This is a genomic window from Methylobacterium oryzisoli (assembly GCF_046557895.1).
GTDB lineage: Bacteria > Pseudomonadota > Alphaproteobacteria > Rhizobiales > Beijerinckiaceae > Methylobacterium > Methylobacterium oryzisoli.
Map to the genome: position 1 here is coordinate 1 of NZ_JBKIBX010000017.1, position 15,403 is coordinate 15,403.

The following is a 15,403-nucleotide window of genomic DNA, read 5'->3' on the forward strand; positions in this document are numbered from 1 at the left end:
GGTGTCGACGCACACGACGTCGTGTCCGAAATCCGCGAAACAGGCTCCCGACACCAGGCCGACGTAGCCGGCCCCCACCATCGCCACGCGCATTGCGACACTCCGTCGACCCGTCGGCACGCTCTAATCAGGTTTGCGCCGCCTTGACCACGCCCGCCCGGACCGATTTGCGGGCAGCGCAGCATTTTTGCCGGCCCGCCGCGGGCCGGGGCTCACCAGAGGCGGAACTGCGCCTTCGCGCGGGCGAAGTTCGGGTTGTAGTAGGGGTCGTTGCGCAGCTGCGGCCCCCAGCGTTCCAGCATGGTGGCGACCTCCGCCTCGAAGCGGGCGCGCTTGGCCGGCGTGTCCTCCTGCCCGCGGCTCTTCGATTCGTGGTGGATGAGGTGCGCGTGCGGCGTCCAGACGATGACGTAGCCGGCCGCCCGGATGCGCAGGCAGAGATCGACGTCGTTGAAGGCCACGGTGAGGCGCGCCGCATCGAAGCCGCCGACCTCGTCGAACACGGCCCGGCGCATCAGCAGGCAGGCGCCGGTGACGGCCGAGACCTCCTGGGCGATCATCATGCGGCCGAAATAGCCCGGGTCGTCGGGCCCGATGCCGAGATGGCTGTGGCCCGCCACGCCGCCCGCGCCCAGCACCACGCCGCCGTGCTGGAGCGTCCCGTCCGGGTAGGACAGCTTGGCCCCCACCGCTCCGACCTGCGGCTCGACCGCGATCGAGACCATCTCGGCGAGCCAGCCGGGCTCGCGCACCTCGATGTCGTTGTTGAGGAAGAGGATCAGGTCGCCGCGCCCCGCCCGCGCCCCCTCGTTCGACAGGGCCGAGAAGTTGAAGGGGCCGGGGCTCGCCAGCACCCGCACGCGCGGATCGGCTGCCATCTCGGCGAACAGGGCGGCGGTCTGCGGCTCGCGGCTGTCGTTGTCGAGGATCACCACCTCGATGGCCGGGTAGGCGGTGCGGTGGAGGAGCCCGTCGAGGGCGACGCGCAGCAGCTCCGCCCGGTCCCGGGTCGGGATCACCACGGTGACGAGCGGGGCGGGATCCGGCAGGGCGCGCACCAGCCGGTTGAAGCCGAGCGGACCGCGCTCCGCCCGGTGCGGCCAGCCGCGGCGGGCGATCAGGTCGGCGAGCGCCTGGAGGCGCGCGGCCTCGGCCCGCGCCAGCGCCTTGTCGGAAAAGGTCCCCGAGCCGATCGCGGCGCGCCAATGGTAGAGCACCTGCGGCAGGTGCCGGATGCGCCCGGGTTCGAGCCGGTCGGCGAGCCGCAGCAGCAGGTCGTGGTCCTGGCTGCCCTCGAAGCCCGGCCGCAATCCCCCGACCGCGCGCACCAGCGCGGTGCGCACCACCGTGAGGTGGTTGACGTAGTTCTGCGAGTAGAGGAGTTCGGGGTTCCAGTCGCTCTTGAAGTGCGGTTCGAAGCGCCGCCCCTTGGCGTCGATCTTGTCCTCGTCGGTGTAGATCAGATCGAGATCCGGCTGGCGCTGGATCGCCGCGGCGACCTCGAACAGCGCGTGGGCGGGCAGCACGTCGTCGTGGTCCATGAAGGCCACGAAGGGTCCTTCGGCGAGTTCGAGCGCCGTGTTGGTGGCCCGGGCGATGTGGCCGTTCTCGGGGCGGCGCACGGCCTTGACGCGGGGCTCCTCCTTGGCCGCGCGGGCGATGAGGCGCGGCACCGCCGGGTCCGTCGAGGCGTCGTCGGCGAGGCAGAGCTCCCAGTGCGGGTAGAGCTGCGCCCGCACGGAGCGGATCGCCTCCTCCAGCACCGCCGGATCCGGATTGTAGACCGGCATCACCACCGAGATCAGCGGCGGCGCCGACATTCGGGCCGCCTCGTCGCGGATGCGCGCCCGGTCGGCCTCCGACAGCGTATCGAAGCAGCGCACCCAGGTGTCGTAGCCGGTGAGGCCTGGGGGCGTCAGCGCTCGGGTGAGGCGGTTGCGCGAGCGCACCTTCTTGCCGAGCGCCCGCCACAGCACCGCCTGCGCGGCGAGGTCGGGCCGGCGCAGCGCCCCGCGCCCGAGGAGGACGAGGCGGCGCTGCACCCGGATGGAGAAGCCGCTGAGGCTCAGATCGGTCTCGCCGAGCATCGGCGTGAGGCGCAGGGCCATGAGGCCGGCGGGCAGCCGCCCGAGCCAAGTGAAGCGGCCGTTGCCGTAGGCGCGCTCGGCGAGGCTGGTGCTCTCGGGCTCCCCGGGCGCGTTCGACAGGGCCGCCAGTTCGACCCGGCTGAAGGAGCCCCGGCCCTCGTCGCGGAACCCGATCTCGACCCAGCGGCCCGCGAGGCCGGTGCCCTGGAGATCGAGGACCAGCGCCGCGGCGTCGTGCGGATCGGGCACGAAGCGGCGCACGACCGGATCGCCGCCGAGCGGCACGATGGATGCCTGCAAACCCGCCACGCTGTCTCCGCGCCCGCTCCCGGCCCGGGGGCCGCCGCCGCGCTCCTACCCCAGCCGCCGCGGCGCGGAAAGATCCGGGCTTCCCCCGAGAACCGGCTTGCCATTCCGGCCGCGTCCCCCTATACGCCCCTCCACACCGGAGCCGCTTCCCGCAACGGCGGCCTCCGCGGGCGCGTAGCTCAGCGGGAGAGCACTACGTTGACATCGTAGGGGTCACAGGTTCGATCCCTGTCGCGCCCACCATCTCCCTCCCGAACAATCGGCAGACATCCTTCCCCGCCAGGGGAAAGCGCCTGCACGGTCGCACCGGAACGAGGCGCGAACCGTGCCCACTTGCCCCGACGAGAGGGAGCGATTCTCCGTTCAATTCAGGCACGATCGCTCGACATACCGTTCGACACGCGCCACGGGCAACCTACAGGATGGCGTCGATTCCCTTGTGGGCAGCGAGCGACAGCAGCTTGAGGGACGGCCCGCCGGGCTTCGCGTCCCCGCGCTCCCACTTGCTCACGAGCGATGTCGTGACGTTGAGTGCGCGGGCGAAGATGGCTTGGCTCATGTGCGCCTTCTCGCGGATCTCGCGGATGGCGCCGGGAGCCATCGGCTCGACCGGTGTGAGGCAGGTCAGGTCGAACCGGCGCATGGTGGCCTTGTCGATGGCGCCAATCGCGTAGAGGTCCTCGGCGCCCTCGTGAAGGGCGCCGAGCAGGTCACTGCGGTACGTCTTCTTCCGGTTCGTCATCCCTGACCACCTTCCATCCCTGCTCGCGTGAGACGCGGTCGAACGCCTCGTCCTCCAGATTCGCCAGGATCCCCGCGAATGTCCGCCCAATCGGCCTTGGCCCTGACGGGGCAGGCGCTGCTTGATCAGGCAGAGGCCGAGTTGGGCATCGATCAGCCCGCTTTCGGCGCGGTGAACGGCCTCCCTCAGGAGATCATCCCCGATCCGCTTCGCCCGATCCCCAACCTATGGGCCGGGCGGCCGGACCCCGCTCTGCATGATCGAGCGCCACGCCAGCGTGAGCGCTCGGCACCGCGCCGAGGCGATGCGGGGCTGATTGGGCACTGGTTGGGCGATTCGCGAATCGGACGAGAGAAACCTGATGCGCGCGGTCCGGCGCGGCCACACTGGCACCGCGCCTTCGATCTGCTACGCCGCGCCCATGCGCGGTGAGCCCTCGGCGGGGCGGGGCGCTGCCGGCCGGTCCGGCGCGAGAGGGCGATCAGAGGGGCGAACGAATGTCCGATGCACCCGATTCGGCGATCCTCGCCCGATTGCTCGCCTTCGCGGACGAGGCCGGCCCGATCGCGCTGCGTCAGCGCGACGCCGGCCTCGCCGTGACCTACAAGGACGGGGGGCTCGGGCAGGCGCTGACCCAGGCCGACCTCGCGATCAGCCGCCTGCTGCACGAGCGGTTCGGCCCGCGGCTGATCGAGGAGGAGACCGCCCCCGATCTCGGCCACGCCGCCGCGAGGCGCCTGCTGGCCGAGGACGACTGGACCTTCGTGGGCGATCCGATCGACGGAACGAAGCCCTACGCGGGCGGGCTGCCGAGCTGGGGCACGATGGTGGCGGCCTGCCGCGCGGGCCGGCCCCGCGCGGGCGTGATCAGCCTTCCCGCGTGGGGCGACGACAAGACCGACCCGTTCCGGACCCCGCCGGTCGAGGAGCAGCGCGGCCTGCTGCTCGCGGCCGTCGACGGCGCGGCGTGCTGGGCGCCGACCCGCGGCGGGCGTCGCGCCGAGGCGCTGCGGCCGCTGGTGCGGCCGGACCGGCGCACCTCCCACGTCGGCTGGCTGCCGGTCGCGGCGCAGCGCTACACGCTCGACTACGATCGCGGCGTCTTTCCGTGGAGCGAGAGCAGCGCGATCGCGGACGCCGCCCTGGTGGCGCTGGGGCGGCTCGACGCGACCTTCCTGAACCACATGTTCTGGGACGCGGCCCCGATCCTGCCGGTGCTGGAGGCCCTCGGCTTCGGCCTCTACCGCTGGCCCGATCTCGCGCCGCCGCCCGCGATGCTGATCGACCTGTTCGACGACCGGTTCTCGGGCCACGACGCGCTCTGGATGCTGTGCCGCGACCGCGAGCAGGCCGAGATCCTCGCCCGGGCCGTGCAGGCGGGTAGGGCCGGAGCGCGGTGAGCGGCCGAGATCCGGTGGCGCGTCGCGGTGCGCGGCAGCGTGCGGGAAGGGCACTGCGCCCCAGGCCTCCTCCGGCAGGACGCCGTGCACGGCCCACCGCCACGCTGGCGCCGAGATAGTTCTCATGTAAACTATCTCGCATGGCCACGACCTCGCCGCGCCCCGCTCCCGACCCGTCGCCCGCGCCCGATCCGATCCGGGCGTGGTTCCGCTTCCTGCGCCTGCACCGGCGCGTCTCGGCGGCGATCGCCGCGGAGCTGAAGGCGCTCGGCCTCTCGATCCCGCAATTCGACGTGATCTCGACCCTCTCCGAGCAGGAGGGCCTGACCCAGCAGGATCTCGCCGAGCGGCTCTACGTGACGAAGGGCAACGTCTCGGGGCTGATCGACCGGCTGGTGGAGGCGGGCCTCGTGGAACGCCGGCCGATCCCGGGGGACCGGCGCTCGCACGCCCTGCACCTGACGCCGGCGGGGCGCGACCTCGCCCGGTCCGGCATGGCGGCCCAGAGCGCCTACGTCACCCGCACGCTCGGCAGCCTGCCGCCCGCGGACGTGGCGGAGCTGGAGCGCGTGGTGATGGCGTGGCGCGCGGCGGCGCGGGCCGACGAAGCGGCGCGGACCTGAGCCCATGTTCGATGCCGTGGCGTTCGCGGGCGGCGGCAACCGCTGCTACTGGCAGGGCGGGTTCTGGGTCGCGGCCGCCGAGCGACTCGATCTCGCGCCCGCCCTCGTCGTCGGCGTGAGCGGCGGAGCCTTCGCGGCCTGCTACAGCCTGCTCGGGCAGGGGCGGGCGGTGATGGAGCGGGTGGCGCAGGGCTGCGCCGAGGGACGCCGCAACATCGACTGGGTGGCCGCCTGCCGCGGCTGCCGGCCCTTCCCGGTCTCCGGCATGTACCGCGACCTCATCGACGCGGTGCTGGGGCCCGCGGGCTTCGCGGCCCTGCGCGGGGGCCGGACCGAGGCGGTGATCGCGCTCTCGCGCCCGCCGCGGCGCCTGCCGCTGGCGCTCGCGGTGCCGCTCGGGATCCTGACCTACCAGGCCGAGAAGAAATGGCGCGCGCCGGTCCACCCGCGCGGCGGCCGGGCGCTCGGCTTCCGGGAAGACTTCGTCGCGGTGCGCGACCTCGCGGCGCCCGAGGAGCTGACCTCGGCGCTTCTGGCGAGCGCGAGCGTGCCGCCCTTCCTGCCGGTGGGCCGGGTCCGGGGCGAGCCCGCCCTCGATGGCGGCCTCGTCGACAACGTGCCGGTGACGCCGCTCGTCCCGGTCGAGGCGGCGGGCGGGCGCACGCTGGTGCTGCTCACGCGCCGCTACCGCGCGCTGCCGCAGCATCCGGGCCGCACCTACCTGCAGCCCTCCGCACCCGTCGCCATCGGGCAGTTCGACATCACGAATCCGGAGGGCATCCGCCGGGCCTTCGCGCAGGGGCTCGAAGACGGCGCGGCCTTCGCGGCCGAGCAGCGCGCCCGCCGGGCGGCCAGCCGTGCGGCCGAGCCGGTGGTCAGGCCGCAGCCCGCACCTTCTCCACCTCCAGGATGATCCCGGCCGGCGTGACCCGCTCGCGGGAGACGAGCCGGTCGCCGGGCACGAATTCGCCGAGCGGCACGTCGCGGTCGGGCAGCACCACCGTGGCCTGCCGGTTGACGAAGACGAGGACGTGGCGCTGGCGCTGCAGCGAGGCCGCGGCCCAGCGCTTGAGCTGCCCGTAATAGGGCTCGCGCCGCCACGCCCCGGCCTGCCCGGGATCGACCTGGACCTGCAGGAAGCGCGTCACGGGGTCGAGGCTCAGCACCATCTTGGCCCTCTCGGGCTTCCATTCCGGCCCGAGCCAGCCCTCCGTCATCCAGAGGCAGTGGAAGGCCCGGCAATGCACCGGCCGCTCCGCGTGGATGGCGCAGCCGCGCCCGCTGCGCGCGTGGCGGCACCATTCGCCGGTGACGCTCTCCACCGCCGGCACGTCGTAGACCTTGCAGCACAGCGTGCAGGTGCCGCAGGTGCGGCCGGGGGCCGGCTGGGAGACGATCTGGGCGGGGTCGATCATGGACCGGAGACCTGAGCAGGGGGCTTGCATGCGCGGGGCCGCCTTGGTGCGGGGGCATCGCGCCGCTAATGTGACGGCGGCCCGATTTCTCCGGTCGGGCTCCCCGGGACTACCGCCCCTTCAGGAAAGCGCTGAGCCGATGCTGTCGAACCTCGCCGTCCGCGACGTCGAAACCCTGATCCACCCCTACACCAACCTCGCGCTGGTGCGCGAGACCGGGCCGCTGGTGCTGGAGCGGGGCCACGGCGTCTGGGTCTACGACACGGATGGGCGGCCCTACCTCGAGGGCATGGCGGGCCTGTGGTGCACCTCGCTCGGCTACTCCAACGAGGAGCTGGTGGAGGCCGCCCGCGACCAGATGGCCCGGCTGCCCTTCTCGCACCTCTTCTCGGGGCGCAGCCACGACCCGGCGATCGAACTCGCCGAGACCCTGAAGGAGATCGCGCCGATCCCGGTCTCGAAGGTCTTCTTCACCTCCTCGGGCTCGGAGGCGAACGACACCCAGGTCAAGCTGACGTGGTACCTCAACAACGCGCTCGGCCGGCCGCGCAAGAAGAAGATCATCGCCCAGCGCAAGGGCTACCACGGCGTCACGGTGGCCTCGGCCTCGCTCACCGGGCTGCCGGCCAACCACGCCGACTGGGACCTGCCGCTGCCGGGCTTCCTGCACGCCGCCTGCCCGCACCATTATCGCGGGGCGGAAGCCGGCGAGAGCGAGGAGGCCTTTTCGGCGCGGCTCGCGGCCGAGCTCGACGCCTTCATCCAGCGCGAGGACCCGGACACGGTGGCGGCCTTCATCGCCGAGCCGGTGATGGGCGCGGGCGGCGCCATCGTGCCGCCGAAGGGCTACTTCGCGGCGATCCAGCGGGTGCTCGCCGCCTACGACATCCGCTTCATCGCCGACGAGGTGATCTGCGGCTTCGGGCGCCTGGGCACGTGGTTCGGCGCGGAGGCGATGGAGGTGCGCCCCCACAGCCTGTCCTTCGCCAAGGCGGTGACCTCCGGCTACATGCCGCTCGGCGGCGTCACCGTGGAGGAGCCGCTCTACCAGGCGATGCTGGACGAGAGCCGCAAGATCGGCACCTTCGGACATGGCACGACCTATTCGGGGCATCCGGTGGCCTGCGCGGTCGCCATCAAGACCCTGGAGATCTACCGGCGCGACCGCATCGTCGAGGGCGTGGCCGAGAAGGCGCCGCACTTCCAGCGCCGACTCTCGGCCCTGGCCGAGCACCCGCTGGTCGGCGAGGCGCGCGGCGTCGGCCTGATCGGCGGGCTGGAGATCGTCGCCGACAAGGCCTCGAAGCGCCAGTACGACCCGAAGGCGGGCGTGGCCGCGCGCTGCGTCGCCTTCGCGCAGGCCGAGGGGCTGATCGTCCGCTTCCTGGCGGGCGACCGGGTCGCGCTCTGTCCGCCCCTCGTCATCGCCCCCGACGAGATCGACACGCTGTTCGACCGCCTCGGCCGCGCCCTCGACCGTACGGCCGAGTGGATCCGCCAGGAGGGCTTGCAGGCGGTCTGAGCGGAGTCGCGGAGAGGGCCGGCGCCGCCGCGCAGCGGCCCCGGCGGCCCTCGTTCATCCCTCGTCCACCTCTGCGGCGGGGGCGCCCCCGTCTCGCCCCGGCCCCGTCGCAATGGCGCCCGACCGCCGACCCGATCGGCCGCTTCATCGGTGCGACCGGCCGCGACGGGCCGAGGTGAGCACAGGATCGAACGTGATGGTGTCGCAAGCGCAGAGCCCGAACGCCACGGCCGAGCGCCGTCCGGCCGCGGCTGGCGTCGCGGTCTGTTTCCGCCCCCTGGCCCTGCCGGCGCTCGCCGCCGCGGTCCGCGCCGCCGCGGGCAAGCCGCGCGGGCCGGCCGGCACGGCGAGGACGCTTCGCCCGGCGGCCCTGCGCTGGGAGCCGGCCGGCGAATAGGAGCCGGCCCGGCCGGGCGGCCCGCACGGGCCCGCCCGGCGATGTCTCCGGATTCCCGTCCGCCCCCTCAGGAGCGCAGCCCCGCGATCCGCAAACCCCCGAGCCATTCGCGGCGGCGCGCATAGGCGATGCCGAGGAGAAGGGCCAGGAGCAGGGCGGCCGGCAGCGCCATCGCCAGGGGATCGTGCGCGCGCAGGTGGCTGCCCACCGCCCCCACCATGATCGCCGCGAGGAGCAGCGCGCCCGCGCCGGCGAAGCCCCGCGTGAGCAGCAGCGCGGCGCCCGCGAGCTGGCCCGCGCCGACCACGTACATGAACCAGGGTGCGTAGCCGAAGCGCGCGAAGCCGGAGACCTCGAATTCCAGGGCCGCGAGCTTCATGCCCGCCGCGATCACGAACACCGCCGCGATCGCGACCCGCAGCGTGCGCTCCGCCCGCTCGAAAGCTCCCGTGCGATTCGTCATCCCGATCCCCTCCCGCATCGGGCCCCGCGCCCGCGATCGAATGGCCTGCCCTAGCGGGCTGCGGTGTCGGGGTGATTGCGTCGGATGTTGCGAGCCGGGCCGCGCGCCACATGCCCTTCCGGACGGCAAGGCGGGCGCGTTAACGCGTCACTAACCACGCATCGGCAATTTTTGCCTACGGGGCCGATCGGCCCCGGGATTGGGTTGGACGCGTCGTGAAGCCGGTTCTCGATCTGGTGACGAAGTTCGGGCCGGCGCGGCTCGCCGCGATGGGGGCCGTGACCCTGGCCCTGATCGGGTTCTTCGCCTTCGTGATCCTGCGCGTCTCGCGCCCCGACATGGGCGTGCTCTACGCCGACCTGTCGATGCAGGATGCGGGCGCGGTGATCCGCGACCTCGACGCGCGCGGCATCCGCTACGAGGCCCGGGGCGATGCCGGGCAGACCATCCTGGCGCCGCGCGCCGACCTCGCGCGGCTGCGCATGGACCTCGCCGGGAAAGGTCTGCCGAGTGCGGGCGGGGTCGGGTACGAGATCTTCGACAAGGGCGACGCCTTCTCGACCACCACCTTCGTGCAGAACGTCAACCACCTGCGGGCGCTCGAAGGGGAGCTGGCGCGCTCGATCCGGGCGATCGGCCGGGTGCAGGCGGCGCGCGTCCACCTCGTCATCCCGGAGCGGCGGCTGTTCGTGCGCGACCGCGAGGCGCCGAGCGCCGCCATCGTGCTCAAGCTCGCGGGCGACCTCGATGCCGGCCAGGTGCGGGCGGTGCGCCACCTCGTCGCCTCCTCGGTGGAGGGGCTGAAGCCCGAGCGCATCTCCATCGTGGACGAGCGCGGGCGCCTGCTCGCCGACGGCGCCCGGGGCGAGGAGAATCAGGGCCAGATCGGCCTCGACGAGCGGCAGGCCAACCTCGAACACCGCCTCCGGGCGCAGGTCGAGGGCATCGTGGCGGGCGTCGTCGGCGCGGGCCGGGCGCGCGTGCAGGTGGCGGCCGAACTCGACGTGAACCGCGTCGAGAGCCGCTCCGAGACCTTCGATCCCGAGAGCCGGGTGGTGCGCTCGACCCAGACCCGCTCGGAGACGCAGCAGAGCCAGAGCGCGCCCGAGGCCGGCGTGAGCGTCGGCAACGAGCTGCCGGGCGCCCGCGACGGCGCGCCGGCCCCGGGTCCGCGCGAGGCCTCGAACAAGAACGAGGAGACCACCAACTACGAGATCTCCCGGGTGACCCGCACCGAGGTGGCGGAGGGCGGCCGGATCAAGCGCCTCTCCGTGGCGGTGCTGGTGGACGGCGCCTACGCGCCGGGTCCGGACGGCAAGCCGGCCTACGCGCCGCGCGCCAAGGAGGATCTGGAGCGCATCGCCGCCCTGGTCCGCACCGCGGTGGGCTACGACAAGGCCCGGGGCGACCAGATCGAGGTGGTCAACCTGCGCTTCGCCGAGAGCCCGGCCCTTCCCGAGTTCCAGGAGGAGGGCTTCGTGGCCTCGCTCCTGAAGCCGAGCCGCGAGGACGTGCTGCGTCTCGTGGAGATCGGCGTGCTGGCCCTGCTGACCCTGGTGGTGCTGCTCGCGGTGGTGCGTCCGCTGCTGCGCCGGGTGATCACGCCCGACGAGCCGCCCGCCCTGCTGGTGGCCGGGGCGCCGGCGCTCGCGGCGCCGGGCGGGTCCGAGCCCGAGATGCTGCCCGACAACCAGACCAAGCGCCTCGTCGAGTACGCCAAGGTCAACGGCAAGGTGCAGGCCGAGACCATCGAGCGCGTGGCCGAGATCGTGCGCACGAACCCGGCCGAGACCGCCGAGGTGCTGCGCAACTGGATCAACGACCGCTGAGCCGGACCGAGAGACGCTGCGAGAGAGCCTGAAGGACCCAGCATGGCATCGACCGCCCAACCCGCCGTCCAGCCCGCCGCGCTCGCGGCCGCGCTGGCGAATTCGCGGCTGGCCGAGCTGCCCGGGCCGCAACGGGCCGCGGCGCTGCTGCTGCTGCTCGGCGACGATGCCGGCGCGCCGATCTGGAAGCTCCTCGAAGAGGACGAGGTCAAGAAGGTCTCGCACGCGATGGTCCAGCTCGGCTCGCTGGAGGTCGAGACGGTCGAGCAGCTCATCGTCGAGTTCGTCTCGAAGCTGTCGTCGAGCGGCGGCGTGTCGTCGAGCTACGAGCGCACCGAATCGCTCCTGCTCAAGATCTTCCCGCCCGAGCAGGTCTCGCTGATCATGGCGGAGGTGAAGGGCGCCTCGGCGCGGCGGGTCTGGAGCAGCCTGACCCAGATCGACCCCGAGATCCTCGCCTCCTTCCTGCGCAGCGAGTACCCGCAGACCGTCGCCGTCATCCTGTCGCGGGTGCGCTCGGACTACGCCGCGCGGGTGCTGACCATCCTGCCGGAGGATTTCGCCATCGACGTCCTCAACCGCATGCTGCGGATGGAGACGGTGCAGAAGGAGGCCCTGCGCCACATCGAGGAGACGCTGCGGAGCGAGTTCGTCTCGACCATCGCGCAGACGACGCGGCGCGACGCGCACGAATTGATGGCCGAGGTCTTCAACGCCTTCGACCGCCAGACCGAGGCCCGCTTCCTCACCGCTCTCGACCAGAACAACCGGGGCGCCGCCAAGAAGATCCGGCAGCTCATGTTCACCTTCGAGGATCTCCTGAAGCTCGACGCCGGCAGCGTGCAGACGCTGATGCGCACCGTCGACCGCGACACGCTCGGCCGCGCGCTCAAGGGCGCCTCCGAGCCGGTGCGGGCGTTCTTCTTCGGCAACATGTCGAGCCGCGCGGTGAAGAACCTGCAGGACGAGATGGCCTCGCTCGGACCGATCCGCCTCAAGGAGGTCGACGAGGCCCAGGCCAAGATGACCGAGATGGCCAAGGACCTCGCCGAGAAGGGCGAGATCATGATCGCCAAGAACAGCGCCGAGGAGGAGCTGGTCTACTGATCCCTCCAGCCCCCGACCTCTCCTCCACTCTCCGGTGACCGATGGCCGCGGCCCAGCGCTTCCTCTTCGACAACGACTTCCGCATCCCCGGCGGCAGCGCGACGCGCGCCCGCGAGGCCGCCGAGCAGGCGGCGGCGGCCGACCGCGCCGAGGCCCAGGCCACGGCCCACGCGCGCGGGCTGCAGGAGGGGCGCGCCCAGGCCGAGGCGCAGGTGCAGGCGCGCCTCGCCGACGCGCTGAACCGCCTCGCGGCGGCGGCGACCGGCATGATCGCGGCGACCGATGCCCGCGACGCCGAGCGCGAGACCCAGGCCCTTGACTTCGCGACGGCGCTCGCGCGCAAGATCGCGGGCGACGCGCTCGCCGCCCACCCGATGGAGGCGATCCTGGAGACCGCCCGCAGCGCCCTCCAGCACCTGCGCGGGGTGCCCCACCTCGCCGTGCGGGTGAACGACGCGCTGGTCGAGGAGACCGAGGCCGCCCTGAAGCGGCTCGCCCGCGAGCGCGGCTACGAGGGCCGGCTGATCGTGCTCGGCGACCCCGACCTCGCCCCGGGCGACGCCCGGATGGAATGGGCCGACGGCGGCGTGGTGCGCGACCGCGCCGCCATCGAGGCCGCCCTCGCGCGCGCCCTCGACCGCTCCTGATCCCCGTTCACCAAGGACCTCCGCATGGCCTCCGACAACGACCTCGGCCTGCCGCAGCTCAGCGAGTCCGATCTCGCCTTCGACCAGGGCGGTCCCGCCTCGATGCGGGACGCGCCCACCTCCGCCAAGAGCGCGGCCGACCTCGAACAGGTCTTCGACGTGCCGGTGGTGATCTCGGCGGTGCTCGGCGCCTCGCGCATGCCGATCGGCGACCTCCTGCGGCTCGGCCCCGGCACCGTGCTCGAACTCGACCGCAAGGTCGGCGAGGCGATCGACATCTTCGTGAACAACCGCCTCGTCGCCCGCGGCGAGGTGGTGCTGGTCGAGGACCGCCTCGGCGTCACCATGACCGAGATCGTCAAGGGCGACGGCTGAGCCGCCTCGTCTTCCTCCATATCCGGCGCCCCTGAGGCGCCGCGCCGCCCGAACCGGAACCCGCGATGCGCCTCCTCATCATCGGCCGCCTGAACGGCGAACTCGTCACCGCCTCCAAGATCGCCATGAGCCGGGGTGCCGCCGTCACCCAGGCGGACGGCGTCGAGCAGGGCCTCGGCGTGCTGCGCGCCAAGGGCGCCGACCTCGTGATGATCGATGTCGGCCTGCCGATCCGGGCCTTCGTGACGGCGCTCGGCGAGGAGCGCATCCGCACCCCGGTCGTCGCCTGCGGCACCGGCTCGGACGCGCGGGCCGCGGTGGCGGCGATCCAGGCGGGCGCCAAGGAATACGTACCGCTGCCCCCCGACCCGGAGCTGATCGCCGCGGTGCTGGAGGCGGTGGCGGCGGATGCCCGCGCCTTCGTGTGGCGCGACCCCGCGATGGAGCGGGTGGTGACGCTCGCCGAGCAGGTGGCGCGCTCGGACGCCTCCGTGCTGATCTCGGGCGAGAGCGGCACCGGCAAGGAGGTGCTGGCCCGCCACGTCCACGCCAAGTCGGCCCGCGCCCAGAAGCCGTTCGTCAGCGTCAACTGCGCGGCGATCCCCGACGCGCTGCTCGAATCCGAACTCTTCGGCCACGAGAAGGGGGCCTTCACCGGCGCGGTGGCGCGGCGCATCGGCAAGTTCGAGGAGGCGAGCGGCGGCACGCTCCTCCTCGACGAGATCTCCGAGATGGACGTGCGGCTCCAGGCGAAGCTCCTGCGCGCTCTGCAGGAGCGGGTGATCGACCGGGTCGGCGGCGCCCAGCCGGTGCGGGTGGACCTGCGGGTGCTGGCGACCTCGAACCGCAACCTCGCGGAAGAAGTCCGCAAGGGCACCTTCCGGGAGGACCTGCTCTACCGCCTCAACGTGGTGCACCTGCGCCTGCCGGCCCTGCGCGAGCGCCCGGCCGACATCCTCGAACTCGCCGGCCACTTCGCCCGCAAATACGCCGAGGTGAACGGCGTGCCGGCCCGGCCGCTCGCGGCGGAGGCGCGCCGCCTCCTCGTCGCCACGCCCTGGCGGGGCAACGTGCGGGAGCTGGAAAACACCCTGCACCGGGCGGTGCTGCTCGCGAGCGGGGCGGAGATCGGCCCGGAGGCGATCCGCACGCCCGAGGGCGACGCCCTCGACGGGCCGGTGGGGACCGCCGCGCGGGCGGTGCAGACCGCCGAGGCGGTGACGCGCAGCCTCGTCGGGCGCACGGTGGCGGAGGTGGAGCGCGACCTGATCCTCGACACCCTCGACCATTGCCTGGGCAACCGCACCCACGCGGCGCGCATCCTCGGCATCTCGATCCGCACCCTGCGCAACAAGCTCAACGAATACACGGATGCCGGCGTCGCGGTGCCGGAGCCCGGGCAGGCGCGGGCGATCGCGGCCTACGGCTGATGAAGGGCGCCGTACCAGCCGTCCATGCGATGGCAGAGGCTTGAAGCGACCGCTGCTGGCGATCGGCCAGCGAGTCTCGACAACGAAACAGGGGCCTTGCGGCCCCTGCAGGGCCGGGGCGTGGAGCCCCGGCCGGCGATGCGTGAAGATCCGATCGCGTCAGCCGCGATCGGTGCCCACCGGCTTGCGGGCCGGCGGCAGGTCGTCGTCGAGGCCGGCGTGGCGCTCGCGGGTGGTACCGGCGAGGCTGTCGCGGTCTGTCGCCTCGTCGAAGGCCCGGGCGGCCGGGGGGGCGCCCGCCGCGTAGGGCGTGCCACCGGTCGGGAGGCCGGCGCCGGTGTGGAGGCCGGTCGTGGTCGAGCCCGCCGCGCCGATCGCGGTGCTGCCGACCTCGCCGCTCGCGACCGAGGCCGGGTTGCTGTAGGACGGGCCCGCCGGGTCGTGGCGCCCGCTCCAGCCCTCGCCGCGCCAGCTCTGGGCGCGCTCATCCATGTCGACCGAGCCGTGCTCCTTGAGCGCGGCGGCGACGCGATCCGCCACGGCATCGTCGGCCCGCACGGTGACGAGGGTGCCGCCGCGGCGCACGCCCTCGGCGTAGGAATGGGCTTCCTCCTCGCTCAGGCCCGCGCCGGTGAGCGAGCCGAGGATGCCCCCCGCCGCCGCCCCAACGCCCGCGCCGGCCAGCGTCGCGACCAGCCAGCCCGCCGCCACCACCGGGCCGACGCCCGGGATGGCGAGGAGGCCGAGCCCCGTCAGCAGACCCGCGCCGCCGCCCAGCACGGTGCCGACGCTGGCGCCGGCCCCGGCGCCGCTCGACGCCTTCTCGGCGGTGTCGTGGTGGTCGGTGCTGTAGTCGGCGTGGCCGGGGGTGTGGCGCGAGTAGCGGTCGCCCTCGTTGTTGGCCACGATGCTGATGTCGGCATGCGGGACGCCGGCCGCCTCGATCTTGCGCACGGCGGCGGCGGCATCGTCGTAATTGTCGAACAGGGCCGAAAGGGTGCGAGTCGCCATCGGGGCGCTCCTCTCAATCGAGAAATCGGGCGAGAAATCAGGTTCT

General features: G+C 73.2%; 15 protein-coding genes, 1 tRNA gene and 2 pseudogenes. 11 read left to right on the forward strand and 7 right to left on the reverse strand.

Translation table 11 applies throughout. The features are described from left to right. Both ACKUB9_RS17420 and ACKUB9_RS17425 read right to left on the reverse strand, forming a co-directional pair. Positions 1–93, reverse strand: a 93-nt coding sequence (locus ACKUB9_RS17420) for an NAD-binding protein (RefSeq protein WP_407524929.1), incomplete at its 3' end; no start/stop codon positions are given. Between the two features lie 119 nt (positions 94–212). Then, a complete protein-coding gene (locus ACKUB9_RS17425) occupies positions 213–2,396 on the reverse strand; it encodes a glycosyltransferase family 2 protein (RefSeq protein ID WP_407524663.1) in 2,184 nt (727 codons plus the stop codon). A 168-nt stretch (positions 2,397–2,564) separates the two neighbouring features. On the opposite strand from ACKUB9_RS17425, the gene ACKUB9_RS17430 reads away from it, so the two are divergent. After that, positions 2,565–2,639 (forward strand) — tRNA-Val (locus ACKUB9_RS17430). A gap of 172 nt (positions 2,640–2,811) precedes the next feature. On the opposite strand, the gene ACKUB9_RS17435 is transcribed toward ACKUB9_RS17430, so the two are convergent. Further along, positions 2,812–3,138 (reverse strand): helix-turn-helix domain-containing protein, encoded by a 327-nt coding sequence (locus tag ACKUB9_RS17435; RefSeq protein WP_407524665.1) that lies wholly within the window; start codon positions 3,136–3,138, stop codon positions 2,812–2,814. Between the two features lie 138 nt (positions 3,139–3,276). Then, positions 3,277–3,342, reverse strand: a pseudogene (locus ACKUB9_RS17440) (hypothetical protein); the annotation flags it as partial. 293 nt (positions 3,343–3,635) lie between these two features. Between ACKUB9_RS17440 and ACKUB9_RS17445 the strand changes: the two are divergent. From ACKUB9_RS17445 to ACKUB9_RS17455, 3 genes are all read left to right on the forward strand, one after another. Continuing rightward, positions 3,636–4,538: an inositol monophosphatase family protein gene (locus ACKUB9_RS17445; protein ID WP_407524667.1), complete on the forward strand. Its 903-nt coding sequence runs from the start codon at positions 3,636–3,638 to the stop codon at positions 4,536–4,538. A gap of 140 nt (positions 4,539–4,678) precedes the next feature. Beyond that, complete coding sequence (locus ACKUB9_RS17450) at positions 4,679–5,161, forward strand: MarR family winged helix-turn-helix transcriptional regulator (RefSeq protein ID WP_407524669.1); 483 nt, start codon at positions 4,679–4,681, stop codon at positions 5,159–5,161. A 4-nt stretch (positions 5,162–5,165) separates the two neighbouring features. Further along, positions 5,166–6,074, forward strand: coding sequence for a patatin-like phospholipase family protein (locus tag ACKUB9_RS17455; protein WP_407524671.1), 909 nt, complete (start codon positions 5,166–5,168; stop codon positions 6,072–6,074). Here ACKUB9_RS17455 and ACKUB9_RS17460 read toward each other — a convergent pair. After that, positions 6,037–6,576, reverse strand: a complete 540-nt coding sequence (locus ACKUB9_RS17460; protein WP_407524673.1) for a hypothetical protein — start codon at positions 6,574–6,576, stop codon at positions 6,037–6,039. The genes ACKUB9_RS17455 and ACKUB9_RS17460 overlap by 38 nt on opposite strands. Positions 6,577–6,715: 139 nt before the next feature. Here ACKUB9_RS17460 and ACKUB9_RS17465 point away from each other — a divergent pair, with 139 nt between their 5' ends. Together ACKUB9_RS17465 and ACKUB9_RS17470 are read left to right on the forward strand one after the other, a co-directional pair. Next, complete coding sequence (locus ACKUB9_RS17465) at positions 6,716–8,098, forward strand: aminotransferase (RefSeq protein WP_407524675.1); 1,383 nt, start codon at positions 6,716–6,718, stop codon at positions 8,096–8,098. 196 nt (positions 8,099–8,294) lie between these two features. Further along, positions 8,295–8,495: a hypothetical protein gene (locus ACKUB9_RS17470; RefSeq protein ID WP_407524677.1), complete on the forward strand. Its 201-nt coding sequence runs from the start codon at positions 8,295–8,297 to the stop codon at positions 8,493–8,495. 67 nt (positions 8,496–8,562) lie between these two features. Here ACKUB9_RS17470 and ACKUB9_RS17475 read toward each other — a convergent pair whose 3' ends face one another. Further along, positions 8,563–8,958 (reverse strand): DoxX family protein, encoded by a 396-nt coding sequence (locus ACKUB9_RS17475; protein WP_407524679.1) that lies wholly within the window; start codon positions 8,956–8,958, stop codon positions 8,563–8,565. Positions 8,959–9,173: 215 nt separating this feature from the next. Between ACKUB9_RS17475 and fliF the strand changes: the two genes are divergently transcribed. The 5 genes from fliF to flbD all read left to right on the forward strand — a co-directional run bounded on the left by fliF (position 9,174) and on the right by flbD (position 14,346). Next, positions 9,174–10,787, forward strand: coding sequence for a flagellar basal-body MS-ring/collar protein FliF (gene fliF / locus ACKUB9_RS17480; protein WP_407524681.1), 1,614 nt, complete (start codon positions 9,174–9,176; stop codon positions 10,785–10,787). A 42-nt stretch (positions 10,788–10,829) separates the two neighbouring features. Further along, positions 10,830–11,894: a flagellar motor switch protein FliG gene (fliG, locus tag ACKUB9_RS17485; RefSeq protein WP_407524683.1), complete on the forward strand. Its 1,065-nt coding sequence runs from the start codon at positions 10,830–10,832 to the stop codon at positions 11,892–11,894. Between the two features lie 41 nt (positions 11,895–11,935). Beyond that, positions 11,936–12,541, forward strand: coding sequence for a FliH/SctL family protein (locus ACKUB9_RS17490; protein WP_407524685.1), 606 nt, complete (start codon positions 11,936–11,938; stop codon positions 12,539–12,541). 24 nt (positions 12,542–12,565) lie between these two features. Next, on the forward strand, positions 12,566–12,916 hold the full coding sequence (gene fliN, locus ACKUB9_RS17495) for a flagellar motor switch protein FliN (RefSeq protein WP_407524687.1): 351 nt from the start codon (positions 12,566–12,568) through the stop codon (positions 12,914–12,916). A 65-nt stretch (positions 12,917–12,981) separates the two neighbouring features. Then, entirely contained in the window at positions 12,982–14,346 is a 1,365-nt protein-coding gene (gene flbD, locus ACKUB9_RS17500) for a sigma-54-dependent transcriptional regulator FlbD (protein WP_407524689.1), read from the forward strand. A 424-nt stretch (positions 14,347–14,770) separates the two neighbouring features. Here flbD and ACKUB9_RS17505 read toward each other — a convergent pair. Then, positions 14,771–15,357: pseudogene (locus ACKUB9_RS17505) on the reverse strand (hypothetical protein); the annotation flags it as partial. Positions 15,358–15,403 lie beyond the last annotated feature (46 nt).

Coding starts and splice junctions, on each gene's coding strand:
- ACKUB9_RS17460 (WP_407524673.1), bottom strand. CDS start 6,576: ATGATCGACCCCGCCCAGATCGTCTCCCAGCCGGCCCCCGGCCGCACC.
- ACKUB9_RS17475 (WP_407524679.1), bottom strand. CDS start 8,958: ATGACGAATCGCACGGGAGCTTTCGAGCGGGCGGAGCGCACGCTGCGG.
- fliN (WP_407524687.1), top strand. CDS start 12,566: ATGGCCTCCGACAACGACCTCGGCCTGCCGCAGCTCAGCGAGTCCGAT.
- ACKUB9_RS17455 (WP_407524671.1), top strand. CDS start 5,166: ATGTTCGATGCCGTGGCGTTCGCGGGCGGCGGCAACCGCTGCTACTGG.
- ACKUB9_RS17450 (WP_407524669.1), top strand. CDS start 4,679: ATGGCCACGACCTCGCCGCGCCCCGCTCCCGACCCGTCGCCCGCGCCC.
- ACKUB9_RS17465 (WP_407524675.1), top strand. CDS start 6,716: ATGCTGTCGAACCTCGCCGTCCGCGACGTCGAAACCCTGATCCACCCC.
- ACKUB9_RS17445 (WP_407524667.1), top strand. CDS start 3,636: ATGTCCGATGCACCCGATTCGGCGATCCTCGCCCGATTGCTCGCCTTC.
- fliG (WP_407524683.1), top strand. CDS start 10,830: ATGGCATCGACCGCCCAACCCGCCGTCCAGCCCGCCGCGCTCGCGGCC.
- ACKUB9_RS17435 (WP_407524665.1), bottom strand. CDS start 3,138: ATGACGAACCGGAAGAAGACGTACCGCAGTGACCTGCTCGGCGCCCTT.
- ACKUB9_RS17490 (WP_407524685.1), top strand. CDS start 11,936: ATGGCCGCGGCCCAGCGCTTCCTCTTCGACAACGACTTCCGCATCCCC.
- flbD (WP_407524689.1), top strand. CDS start 12,982: ATGCGCCTCCTCATCATCGGCCGCCTGAACGGCGAACTCGTCACCGCC.
- ACKUB9_RS17470 (WP_407524677.1), top strand. CDS start 8,295: ATGGTGTCGCAAGCGCAGAGCCCGAACGCCACGGCCGAGCGCCGTCCG.